Source organism: uncultured Ligilactobacillus sp., assembly GCF_948826705.1.
Taxonomy (GTDB): domain Bacteria; phylum Bacillota; class Bacilli; order Lactobacillales; family Lactobacillaceae; genus Ligilactobacillus.
Genome location: NZ_CAQLEL010000083.1, coordinates 1 through 12,397, shown reverse-complemented (window position 1 = coordinate 12,397; position 12,397 = coordinate 1). Strand labels below are relative to the sequence as shown.

General features: G+C 40.6%; 11 protein-coding genes. 7 read left to right on the top strand and 4 right to left on the bottom strand.

All coding sequences use genetic code 11. From position 1 onward, the window contains the following. Positions 1 to 118 precede the first annotated feature (118 nt). A complete protein-coding gene (locus tag Q9Q35_RS05745) occupies positions 119 to 541 on the top strand; it encodes a methylated-DNA--[protein]-cysteine S-methyltransferase (RefSeq protein WP_304652549.1) in 423 nt (140 codons plus the stop codon). Between the two features lie 69 nt (positions 542 to 610). Here the strand turns inward: Q9Q35_RS05745 and Q9Q35_RS05740 are convergent, their stop codons facing one another. Beyond that, the gene (locus tag Q9Q35_RS05740; RefSeq protein ID WP_304652548.1) at positions 611 to 1,774 is read right to left on the bottom strand and encodes an MFS transporter; all 1,164 of its coding nucleotides are present in this window, start codon (positions 1,772 to 1,774) and stop codon (positions 611 to 613) included. A 74-nt stretch (positions 1,775 to 1,848) separates the two neighbouring features. Beyond that, positions 1,849 to 3,186, bottom strand: a complete 1,338-nt coding sequence (locus Q9Q35_RS05735; RefSeq protein ID WP_304652547.1) for an aspartate aminotransferase family protein — start codon at positions 3,184 to 3,186, stop codon at positions 1,849 to 1,851. A gap of 267 nt (positions 3,187 to 3,453) precedes the next feature. Here Q9Q35_RS05735 and Q9Q35_RS05730 point away from each other — a divergent pair, with 267 nt between their 5' ends. The 5 genes from Q9Q35_RS05730 to Q9Q35_RS05710 all read left to right on the top strand — a co-directional run bounded on the left by Q9Q35_RS05730 (position 3,454) and on the right by Q9Q35_RS05710 (position 7,930). Next, positions 3,454 to 4,377: an amidohydrolase family protein gene (locus Q9Q35_RS05730; protein WP_304652546.1), complete on the top strand. Its 924-nt coding sequence runs from the start codon at positions 3,454 to 3,456 to the stop codon at positions 4,375 to 4,377. Further along, a complete protein-coding gene (locus Q9Q35_RS05725) occupies positions 4,374 to 5,054 on the top strand; it encodes a putative quinol monooxygenase (RefSeq protein ID WP_304652545.1) in 681 nt (226 codons plus the stop codon). The genes Q9Q35_RS05730 and Q9Q35_RS05725 overlap by 4 nt, the downstream gene beginning before the upstream one ends. After that, complete coding sequence (locus tag Q9Q35_RS05720; protein ID WP_304652544.1) at positions 5,054 to 6,151, top strand: low temperature requirement protein A; 1,098 nt, start codon at positions 5,054 to 5,056, stop codon at positions 6,149 to 6,151. Before Q9Q35_RS05725 ends, Q9Q35_RS05720 begins: the two co-directional genes overlap by 1 nt. An 88-nt stretch (positions 6,152 to 6,239) precedes the next feature. Then, positions 6,240 to 6,866, top strand: coding sequence for an N-acetyltransferase (locus Q9Q35_RS05715; protein ID WP_304652543.1), 627 nt, complete (start codon positions 6,240 to 6,242; stop codon positions 6,864 to 6,866). A 71-nt stretch (positions 6,867 to 6,937) separates the two neighbouring features. Then, on the top strand, positions 6,938 to 7,930 hold the full coding sequence (locus Q9Q35_RS05710) for an NADH:flavin oxidoreductase/NADH oxidase (protein ID WP_304652542.1): 993 nt from the start codon (positions 6,938 to 6,940) through the stop codon (positions 7,928 to 7,930). A 46-nt stretch (positions 7,931 to 7,976) separates the two neighbouring features. Here the strand turns inward: Q9Q35_RS05710 and Q9Q35_RS05705 are convergent, their stop codons facing one another. Continuing rightward, entirely contained in the window at positions 7,977 to 9,431 is a 1,455-nt protein-coding gene (locus Q9Q35_RS05705; RefSeq protein WP_304652541.1) for an APC family permease, read from the bottom strand. A 201-nt stretch (positions 9,432 to 9,632) separates the two neighbouring features. Here Q9Q35_RS05705 and Q9Q35_RS05700 point away from each other — a divergent pair, with 201 nt between their 5' ends. After that, on the top strand, positions 9,633 to 11,747 hold the full coding sequence (locus tag Q9Q35_RS05700) for a putative ornithine decarboxylase (RefSeq protein ID WP_304652540.1): 2,115 nt from the start codon (positions 9,633 to 9,635) through the stop codon (positions 11,745 to 11,747). Between the two features lie 19 nt (positions 11,748 to 11,766). Here the strand turns inward: Q9Q35_RS05700 and Q9Q35_RS05695 are convergent, their stop codons facing one another. Next, positions 11,767 to 12,252 carry an N-acetyltransferase gene (locus Q9Q35_RS05695; RefSeq protein WP_304652550.1) on the bottom strand — a complete coding sequence of 162 codons (486 nt, stop codon included), beginning with the start codon at positions 12,250 to 12,252 and terminating at the stop codon, positions 11,767 to 11,769. Positions 12,253 to 12,397: the final 145 nt, after the last annotated feature.

Sequence of the window (12,397 nt, the reverse complement as noted above, 5' to 3'; positions counted from 1 at the left end):
TGTCATTACCCTCTTGTTAGGATATGGGAATACTAGCGTTGATGGTAGTAAATAAAATTAGGAAAGGAAAAGCTATATTTCTTTCTCAAATGTAATCATTTGATATATTTGATTACGTTTGTTCACGTTTTATATAGCAGCTTGGTTTACTGATCAAAAATATTTTGCACCTGATCTATCACTTGAAAAAATCGCAAATATCGAGACCCCAGCATTAAAACAAGCTAGAGCATGGCTAACAGAGTATTTTAATGGTCAGATCCCGACCACAAAGATCACCTTAGCGCCTCAAGTTACGCCTTTTAGGCAACAGGTATTGAAGCAATTACAACTGATCTCTTATGGGACAACAGTGATCTACCAAGAGCTAGCAAACAAATTAGGTACACATCCAAGAGCTGTTGGTGGGGCTGTAGCTCATAATCCTTTGAGTCTTTTTATCCCGTGTCACCGCGTCTTGGCAAGTGATGGTAGTTTGCATGGCTATGCAGGAGGACTTGACCGCAAGCAGGCACTACTAGAGCTTGAGCAGATCTTATAAAAAATATCTAGGATAAAGTAAGCCCCCTAAGTTGGACAAGAGGATCTAACTTAGGGGGTTTTACTATGACTAAATTTTTTTATTTTGAGCACGATAAAGGATGAAAACGAGGAAAGTGGCTAGTATCCCATAGATAGAGCCGATATAGCCAATATTTTTCAGTGAAGTAACTCCAACGGCTTGCGCTGCGGTCAACGAACCTAGTGAGATCCCTAAGTTAGCAAAGATCGAATTGAGTGATGATGCTAGATCAAGGGATTGCGGATATTTTTTCTCAGCAATGTCTAAAAACATGAGCTGAGTTGAGGCACCATAGCTGGCAAAGCAAACGCAAAGTAAAGCAATAGTCGCTGCACCTAGCCAAGGAAGCAAAATTGCAGGCCCTAAGAGCAACATCAATAGTGTCATTGTGATATAGACGTAGCGTAGTGGCTTTAATCCGCCATTATCGGCTAAATAGCCTCCAAACTTATTTCCGATGATAAAGAAGATCCCCATTCCAAACAATAACCAGTTGAGCCAAGTATTATTGAACCCCATCTCATTAGTGAAAAGCGGGCGGATATAGGTATAGATCGTATAATCAGCGGCACACACAGCTACGACAAAGGCGACACCTAAGAGTACTTGCTTTTCTTTGAGTAGTGCAAATTGATGTTTGAGTGTTCCTTTAAACTGTGGTGTGTCTTTAGGAACTAGCCAAAGCAATAGACATAAGACGATAAATGTGATCGCACTGATCATCCAAAAGCTATCATGCCAGGAAAAAGTCGTACTGATCAAAGTTCCAAGGGGGATCCCGATGATCGAGGCTAAACTAAAGCCAGCAAAGACCCAAGAAACTAAGCTGGCACGTTTATGGCGGGGGGCGATGTAATTTGCCATGACCAAAACGATCGAAATGATCGCCCCAGCTACACTAGCAGTCAAGATCCGCGATAATAAAAGCGAAGTAAAATTAGTGGCTAAAGCAGTCCAAGTATTGCCTATAAAGAAGATCAAGATCAGTGCTAGTAAGACACGATGCCGTAAAAAACGATTGCCAAATGATGTTATAAGTGGTGTGCTCAGTGCATAGACAAGTGCAAAAATGGTAACTAGCAGACCAAGCTGAGACAGTCCAGTACCAAATTCACTTGAAATGTCTGGCAAGACTCCGACGATAATATATTCATTACATCCGAGCATAAAAGCGATAAAAACAAATAAACATGCCTGTAAGCGATATTTCATGATAATTGCGGTCCTTTCGATTTAAATTACATTTATCATTTTAAACCACTAAGACAGCTTTTGGATATTATTTTTTACCACCCTAGTTCTGCGGCATTTTTAGGAAGGTGTAGTTTGTCCGCTGCTTCTTCGCTAAAGACTTGGTCTAAGATCGTAAAGGCGCGGTCTAATTGTGTTGTGGTGATCACAAGTGGTGGTTGGAAGCGTAAGATATTGCCCCGTAAACTGATCATGATCACACCTAGCTCAAAGGCACGGTGGATGATCTTAGTCGCGATCTCGGTTGAAGGCTTTTTAGTCTTCGGATCAACGATATCGATCCCACCATTGAGACCATACATTCTGACATCACCGATAAAATCATATTTTGTTTGAGCTTGTTGGAAAAAGGTCTTCGCTGATCGCCCTAGTTTTTTTGAGCGTCGTAAAAGATCTTCTTTTTCGATGACTTCAATAGTAGCTAAAGCAGCTGCTGCAGTGAGTGGATTTCCTGCGGTAGTAAAGACATGAGCTGGGGCTTCCAACGCTTCCATGATCTCAGCTCGTCCGATCACTGCACTTAGTGGAAGACCAGATGCTAGTGATTTACCGACACTCATGAGATCGGGTTCAAGGCCAAAATGTTGGATCGACCACCATTTGCCAGTTCGTCCCATACCCTGATTGACTTCATCGACTGCAAATAAGATCTTATGTTCACGGGCAAATTCATAGACTTTTTGGAGATATTTTGTGGGGGCTTTGATGATCCCACCATCGCCTTGGATCGGTTCGATCAAGATGCAGGCTACTTCATCAGGGGGAAGATAGGTCTCAAAGGGGAGCTTAAAGGCTTCAAACATTCGTTTTACAAATTGCTCTTTTGTTTCATGCGGAGCTTTTTGCCAGGGATCAGGATATGGAACTTTGATGATCCCTGGAAGCAGTGGTCCGAGCTTTCGGGTCATATTCAAACTGACGCCTGAAGCAGTAAGTGAGCCATAGGTCGAACCGTGGTAAGCTCCAGTAAAAGTCACGATGTATTGCCGACCAGTGTAGGCACGCGCAAATTTGATGATCGCATCATTGGCATCTGAGCCAGAATTTCCCCAGGCTAACTTGACAGGCCCCGACATAGGTGCGAGTTTTGTTAAGTTTGCACTCAATTTAGCTGCGATCGGATTAGCAAAATAGGCTGGTGTGTATTGGATCAACTTTTGGGCCTGTTGGGTGATCGCTTGGACCACAGTTGGGTGACAATGCCCAGTATTGGTCGATGAGGCAGAAGCTAAGAGATCGATATATTCTTTGCCATCAGCATCAGTCAGTAGGGCGCCTTTTCCTTGTGCGATGACGAGATCAAAGTATTTGATCCGTGATTGTGAAGCTAAACTACGGGCTTCTTGGTGAAGTAATTCATCATTTTTTGTCATAGTAGCACCTCATTTCTATTTCTTAAAAAAAGATTACATGTATTATAAACCTATTAACGAAAGATTTAAAGTATATTTTTTTAAATAATTTAGGGGGATCAAGGTGTTATTAGAACTTAAAATTGAAAATAACTTGTGTGATATATAAGTGCCGTTTTGTTAAAGATTTTGTTATAATAAAGCAGAAAGGCTCGAATAGTAAAATTAAGAATTAGCCGTGATTTTTACAGAAAAAATTTAGAATATTAATCAAAAGGAGTGATCGGAGTGTCAAAGTCGGCAATTGATGTTTTTGCCCATGTCTTGCCTCCTAAATTCTATCAGCAATTATTACAGTTAGCGCCAGAATTGCCACAAAAATATCCTTTTATCAAAATGCCAGCCTTAAGTGATCTTACTATCCGCCAAGCGCATTTTGATGGGCGAGTAAAGCAAGTTATTTCAAATGTGAATTTGAATCCCGAAGACTACACTGACCCGACTTTAGCAGCGGAGTTGTGCCAAAGTGGGAATGAAGAATTAGTTGAGCTAGTTAAACGCTATCCCGAAATGTTTGTTGGGGCTATTGCGATGGTCCCTTTGAACAATTTAGAAGCAACAGCTGAGATCTTAGAGCAGGTAAAAAAGGAGCCCAAATTATTAGGGATCCAACTATTTACCCGTGCGTTAGGTAAAAGTATCGCAGATCCAGCATTTTATCCGGTGTTTGAAAAAGCGGCTGCATTAGATATCCCGATCTGGCTACATCCAGTCTTTGACGAGCGTAAGCCAGATAATAATATCGTGTTTAGTTGGGAATATGAATTGACGCAAGCAATGCTACAACTAGTCCAAAGCGATATTTTTACAAAGTATCCGCAATTAAAGATCATTGTGCACCATGCTGGTGGAATGGTCCCGTATTTTGCAGAGCGGATCGAGCATATTTTACCAGTTGAGCAGGCAAAAGACTTTAAGAAGTTTTATGTAGACACTGCATTGTTAGGCAATCATAAGGCTTTAGAATTGGCTGTGGCATACTATGGAAGTGATCATGTTTTATTTGGAACGGATGCGCCATTGGGGATCGCGCCAGTTGGTCCGACAAAAGAGATCACGGCGGCTTTACAACAGGCAAATTTGACGTCTAAAGAGCGCGAGCAGATCATGTATTTAAACTTTGAAAAATTAATGGCAGGTGATGTGAAGTGACCAAATTGGAATATCCGCCTTTATTTAAATTATATGAACTTGAGATCAAACCAGAGAAAAAAGCGGAGTTTGTGGCTTTAGGACAGAGAAATTTAAATTTATCGATCAAAACTGAACCGCAGACACTAGCAATGCATGCGACCCATAGCGATGAAAAGGGACTAGAGAATCTGGTCTTTGAGCTCTACCAAGACACTGCGGCGCAAAAACGGCATCAAGCGTCACCGCAATTTCAAAAGTACGCGACTTTTGCTAAAAATGCGATCGTCAATCGTAAAGTGGTCGATCTGATACCAGAATTATTGTTAGAAAAATTTGATTTTCTAGGTAAAGGTACTCCAGATAAGATAACGGTAAAATTGGCAAAGTTACAATTAGAAAAAGCAAGTGCTGCTGCCTTTAAAGCGGCGGTCTTTAGTGAAATGCATCAAGCGATCGTGCTTGAACCAGGAGTTTTAGCGATGTATGCGGCAACGGTCCAAAATAAGCCAGATGAATGGATATTTTTAGAATTCTATCAAGATAAACAAGCTTATGCCAAACATCGTGAGACCCCACATTTTAAAGAATATATCAAAAAAACTACCGATCTAGTTGCTAAAAAAGAACTATTAGATCTAACGGCTGATACCTTAGTCAGTCAGGGGAATTTGAGTTATGAACGTGGAGGAAACTAATGAAACCTAAAAAAGTCGAATTGACTGAATTATTCTATGATCTAGTATTTGTTTTTGCGATCTCTAAAGTTACTAGTCTGATCCACCATGTCGAAGATGGAGCAAGTTTTTTAGGACATTTTGGGATGTTTGCGATAGTTATGATCGTTTTTTTGAATACTTGGCTCATCCAAACAGTTTATACTAATCGGTATGGCAAAAATTCGATCCGTGATATTGTCTTTTTTATGGTCGATATGGCGATCTTATTGTTCATGTCAAATACCTTTGCTGGGCAATTGGGGGCCTGGTTTGCCCCCTTTGTTTTAGCGACAGGACTTTTATCGGTAACGCTTTTTTTGCAGTATTTTTTTGTATATTTGACTGCTAAAAATAGCGCTGATAAACAGATCGCCCAAAGCTTTATGCTGATCTTAGGGATCCGGAGCATAGCCTTATTATTGAGTCCGTTACTTAAGATCGAGTGGGGCGTCTTCTTAGCATTATTTGGTATTTTAGCAAGTTGGCTCTTACCATTGCGGTTTACCAAAGTCATGCACGCTCATCCGATCAATTTTCCACACTTACTTGAGCGGTTAACGTTGATCACGATCATTACTTTTGGTGAGACATTGATCAATATTGCACCTTATTTTACGCAACGAACTTTTGGTTTGCCCTCACTTTTGATCTTTGGTAGTGTCTGTATGTTATTTATGACATATATTACACAATTTGATCATTATATTGACGAAGAGCGCGAAAATGAGACTGGAGTTTTACTGATCTACTTGCATTACTTGATCTTATTTGGTCTAAGTTTAGTCACAGTATCCTTGAGTTTTATCGGTGAAGCTCATTTTGACAAACAGGTTGCTGTTAATTGCTTATATATAGGTTTGGCTTTATTTTATGCGGGAATTCTGTTGGCAACTCGCTATAATCGTAAAAATTTGCAATTGACTTCTGGAGTAGTTACATTATTTACCTTAGTGACACTTGGGGGCTTTGGCTTGAGCTATCTAAATGCCGAGCTATTTATGATCGCTTTGATCGCATTTGGAGTCACAGCACTCAATTCAACTAACTATATCAGATATTTGATCAAAAGAAGCTAGAAAGAAGAGACGTTACTTGCGTCTCTCTTTTGTTTTTGGCTCAAATACGCTAAAATTTAGGTGTATTTCAGTAAAGTGAGTGTGAAAAATGGAAATTGATTTAAGGCTGATGCAAGCAAGTGACTATGCTGAGATTTTAAAGATGGTGATCACGACTTGGGACTATCGCTCTTGGGTCCCAAAAGAACTAGTTTGGCCAATGGCAGAATACTTTTTGAGTGATCTTTTGCAAAAATCAGATCATATCGTTGTGGTAACGGTCGATGGCAAGACTGCGGGTATCTGTGCCGGCGATGTTTTAGACTATACGAAGATCCAGCGTTTTTGTTTGCAAAAAAAGACAGTAGCTTTAGGTGCTATCTTAAAACAGACTGAACCTGATTCGATCTTTGAAAAATATATTCAAACGATGGCATTAGATCAGGAACTACTGCTTCAAAGTAAACGTGAATTTGAGGCTAGTCTCAATTTATTATTGGTCAATGGAAAATATCGTGGCCTAGGTCTAGGGCAAAAGTTATATAACAACTTCTGTGAATATTTACAAAAAAATGGTGTCAGCTCATTTTATTTATATACGGATGATTCATCGGATTATGGGTTCTATGAACATAATGGATTGGAAAAATTAGTTGAGAAGCGTTTTTATTGGGACAAAGGCAATGAAGAGACGGTTGAGACATATTATCTCTATGGCAGAAATTTAGCTGAGTAAAATCTTTACAAATTTAGCTTTTATCGCTAAACTTAAGTGGATAATAGTACACAAAAGAGGGTGTAAAGCTTATGTCAATGCTTTTTTCAGCAGCTAAAGTAGCGTCATTAGATCTGAGGAATCGTGTAGTGATGTCGCCCATGCGGACGTATAGTGTCCAAAAAGGTGATGGTGTCTTAAATCCGTTGCACTTTGCTCATTATGGAGCACGTGCAGTCGAGCAAGTTGGGTTAGTTATCCTTGAGATGACCGCTGTTGAACCTGAAGGGCGCACGACTGAGCATGATTTAGGCTTGTGGAATGATGAACAGGCAAAAGAATTAAAACGACTAGTCGATTTTTTGCATAGTCTAGGCGCAAAAGTTGGGATCGAACTTGGTCATGCGGGGCGTAAAGCTAAAGCTGAATCGGTACCAGTCGCACCGAGTCTTGTTGAGGCTTACAGTGATGATTATAATGAGCCAAGGGCTTTGAGTACGGATGAGATCAAACGCATCCAAAGCGCTTTTGTAACTGCAGCTAAACGAGCTGTGCAAGCTGGAGTCGATCTGATCGAGCTTCAAGGAGCTGAGGGCTTTTTGATCGATGAATTTTTTTCGCCGATCATCAATCGACGTGATGATGAGTATGGTGGTGAGCTTGCCGGGCGTTACCGCTTCATCCAAGAGATCATCGCTCAGCTCAGAGACTTTTATTGTGGGCCATTGTGGGTCTGCTTGTCGTTAGATGATTACGCCAAAGAAGATGAGCAAAACAAGCTGACTGAGTGGCAAACTATTGGCCAGTGGTTAGAACGTGATGGGATCGATTGTTTGAGTATCACGACTGGTGGTCTATTTGATAAAAAGCCAGACCATATTTATGAAGGTTGGCAAGTTCCTTATGCAACGGAAATGAAAAGAGCAGTTAACTTACCGATCGCAGTTACGGGGATGTTACTTGATTCAAAGTTGTGTGAGTATATTTTAGAAACAAAACAAGCTGATCTGATCTTAGAAGCTCATGTATTCGATACAAATGCACGCTGGGTCGTTGATGCTAAAAAAGAATTATACGAAAAATAAAACATAACGGGCTAAAGATCTATAGCTGATCTCTAGCCCGTTATGCTTATTTTTGTTTATGTTTGATCTCTAATTTGCGTAAGAATGGCAAGATGACGCCCATTCCAAAGATCAAGAAGACAAAGAAGAAATTCATCATCAATTCATGATTGAATTGTTTTGTCCCAAAATGTGCATTTTGTGGAATGAATCCCATTGTTGCACAGACAAATGTGAACAAGAAACACCAGAAACCAACGAGCAAAGCGCCAGTACGGTTTTTGATGAAGATATAGTCTGAGCTAAATTTGTCTTGTTGCCATCTAACTGCGATGAACGCAACAAAGACTAAACAGGTCTTATAAGGGGAAACGATCCCATTTAAGTTAAGCAACCAGTTATAAATGGAGTTGATGTCAGGCAAAGTCCCACTCAAAAGTAAGAGTACTAAGGCGATCCCAGCGGTCAGAGTATAACTGTGGACGGGACGCCCATTTTTGTTGGTCTTTGTGAGCCAAGTTGGCATGTATTTTTGATTGACATCGCCGGCAAAGACGCGGCTGGCAGCATCGATCAAGACAGCAAGTTGAGCCAACATGAAAAATGATTGGACGACAGCAAAGACGTACATCAAACTATTGCCCCAGCCAAGTTCTTGACTTAAAAGTTTGAAAGCGTAGTAAGGGCCGTTCATCTTGAAGTCGTTAGGAATATTATTGGCATCAAAGAAAACAGCTAAAGCGAGCGTCCCAAAAATCGTCAATGCCCCAGTCATCAAGGCAAGCATCCACATGGAACGTGGAAAATCACGTTTAGGATCTTTCATGCGGCTGATATAAGGTGCTGCAAGTTCAGCCCCTGACATAGCAAAGATCAATAAACCAGTCGTTGAAAAATAATGTAGACTGAAATTAGGTTTGAATGCTGACCAATCAAATGGTTGTGTTGCAATATGTGCTCCATGTGTTAAGGCATAACCTGTCATCAAAACAAAGAGCATCGACATGATAAACATTGCGCCCCCACCGATCAAGGATAGGATCTCTAAGGCATTTTTGAAAATATTTTCTAAAAGAATGAAAGCTAAAATGATAACAAATGTCAGTAAGCCAAAAGTAAATGTGGACATGTGACTGCTCAAAGTAGCATCGCCCAAGATGATCCAACTAAAGGATACGATGATCGAGTTAGAGACATCGACTAAATATGGGATCGTTTGGACCCAATACATCCAAGAAGTAGCGTAGCCAAAGAGGTCACTGCCAGTCCCACGTCTGATCCACGAAGCAAGTCCACCTGCTTGTTGGTCGAAGGTCAAACCTAATTGGCTGACGATCAATTCGTAGGGAATGACATAGACAAACAACATGAAGATCCAAGAAACAACTACCGATAGTCCTTGATTTTGAAAAGGATAAAAGATATTTTCAAAACTGATGATCGTAACAAAATCAAGTAAAGTCAATACGAGCCAGGGAGTATATTTCTTTTGGTCGAGTGAGTTTTGGTTTAAAGTATTCAATTTTATCTCCTTTATTAATGCAAAATTTGAGTTTATTTTGCATTAACACCAGGATGCTTATTCGAATGCACACGAATTCCTCCTTTATGAAAATAATTACTTTTCCCATTTTAAAGAATCCGCTATGAAATTACTACTATAAATTTGTTTTTTCTTATGAAAAAATATAAAATTGTTTTGAAAAAGTGAGTAGGTGAAAAAATGAAGAAATATCTAAAAATAGCTGTGCCTGCCACGCTGCGGGCTGCCGTAGCGAAGGTGTGGCCAACAGTAGAACTAACACCTGAGATCCCAGGGGCTAAATTAGCAGCGCTAGTGATCGAAGCAGGTGATCTCAAACAACGTGCTATCGCTGAATTGATCTGTCAGCGTTCGGGGTTAAAACTCCCACTTATTGAGGTCACGGAAAAAAATATTACCGCTGATATGAAACGGGTACTTGAGTTAGCTACGGCTTATGAAAAAGAAAATGTACCCGCATTTTTGTTAGATCTGATCAATTTTGCTGATGAAAAAGCAGTCAGTTTTACAACACCGGGACACCATAATGGGAAGTTTTACACACGTCATCCAGCAGGTGAAGTCTTTAAAAACTTTTTTGGCGATAATTTCTTATACGCTGATGTCAGTGATACGATCCCTGAGCTAGGCGATACCTTGACCCACGGTGGAACGCCATTGGTAGCTGAAAAGCAGGCCGCTAAAGCTTTTAACGCCGATAAAGTATATTTTTGTACAAATGGGACTACCAGCTCAAATACGATCTGTGCGACCGCTGCTTTGACCGAGGGCGATCTAGTGCTCTTTGATCGTAATAACCATAAATCACTCTACAACAGTGCACTTGTGATGACAGGTGCTAAACCAGTCTATTTAAAGACTGATCGTGATCCCTTGGGGTTGATCGGCCCTTTGGTAGGTGAGGAATTAGATGAAAAAAATATCCGCCAACAGATCGCATCAGTCGATCCTAAAAAAGCCAAAGCTAAACGGCCTTTTAGACTAGCGGTCTTACAACTAGAAACATACGATGGTGTCTTTTATGATGCGCGCTATCTCATTGAAAAACTCGGCCCATTGTGCGATTATATTTTATTTGATTGTGCTTGGGGTGGTTATGAACAATTTGTCGATCTGATGCGGGGATTATCTCCACTGAGTTTAGAATATGGCTCAGCTGATCCCGGGATCTTAGTGACCCAATCTGTGCATAAACAGCAAGCTGGGGTAGCCCAAACTTCCCAGATCTTGAAAAAAGATGCACATCTGAAGGGGCAAAAACGTTATATCGATCATAAACATTTCAACAATGCCTACCTTAAATATGTTACAACGAGTTACTCTTATCCGATCTATGCGTCTTTAGCGGTCAATGCAGCGATGGCAGCTAGTCAAGCTAACCGTGCGTGGTGGAAAGAAACACTGGTCAAAGGGATCGAATTTAGAAAGAATTTATTGCGTCAAAGTAAGCTGTTTAAGCCGCTCGTTCCCACAATACTAAACGGTATTTCCTGGGAAAATATTCCGACTGAAAAGCTAGCGACCGATCTAAGCTTATGGCAACTTGATCCTAAAGACACGTGGCATGGATTCAATAAAGTTGCTTTAGGTGAAGCGATCATCAGTCCTTTGAAATTGACGATCACCTCTCCTGGAGTCGACATAAAGACAGGAAAATACACTGAAACTGGGATACCGAGTCCATTAGTCGGCGAATTTTTACTAGAAAAACGGATCATTTTAGGTAAAGCTGATCTTTACTCAACACTTTTCTTCCTGACTCCCGGTGAAGATGAGCTCAGTCTACAGACATTGCTGACAGCCCTATTAGAATTTGAGCAACTCTATTTGACAGATGCACCGTTAGAAAAAGCTCTTCCACGTTTTTATCGACAAAATAAAGAGCGTTATGCAGATTATACTTTAAGACAGTTATGTCAAGAAATGCATGAGTATTTTAAGGAAAATAAGATCTATCATCTGCAACAAGCATTATTTATCAAACCAGAGCTTCAATCCTATAGTTGTTTACCACGTAAAGCCGACCTTGCTTTTATGCGTGGGCAAGGCAAGTTGGTCCCACTAGATAAGATCGAAGGAAAGATCGCTCTTGAAGGGGCTTTGCCGTATCCGCCCGGTGTCTTTATCGTAGCCCCTGGTGAAAGATGGCAAGCGCTAGATGTTGAATACTTCAAGGTACTGCTTGGCGCAATGGAAAATTTCCCGGGTTTTGAACCAGAGATCCAAGGTATCTACCTTGAACGGGACAAAAATGGACATCTAAGTGCATCAGGCTATGTTTTAGATGATATTTAGATAGCAAAAAAGCGCCTTTTTACGGGCGCTTTTTTTGATAGGCGAGACGTGGTGTGTTGTCATCAGTCAAAATGATCCCACAATAAGTAAAGCCATTTTTTTCGATCAGATGTTGCATGCGTTTATTATTTTGATGAGTGTCGATCCTGATATTTGGTTCGAGCTGTTCACAAAAAGCTAATGCTTTACTAAAGATGCCTTTGACTTTACCGTTGCCAGCAATACGATGGATCGTGCCATAAGGCTGGTCATTTAGCCAAGCTCCATCGATCTGCTGATAAGTCGGATCTTCACCTAAGATAAAAGCAAAGACGCCACCGATGTTTCCTGCTTCTTCAATGACATAGAGGTGTTTAGCGACAATATCAGCTTCTAAGAGCTTCAGGGCCGGATGATTTTTTCCCCATTGAGTAGGATTGTTGTCTTTTGCCATTTGCGTGCGGGCAAAAGCATAGATCGCACTGATCGCGGGTAGATCAGCGGTAGTGGCTAAGCGAATAGTCAAACTCATTCCTGCTATATAAAACGTGAACAAACGTAATCAAATATATCAAATGATTACATTTGAGAAAGAAATATAGCTTTTCCTTTCCTAATTTTATTTACTACCATCAACGCTAGTATTCCCATATCCTAACAAGAGGGTAATG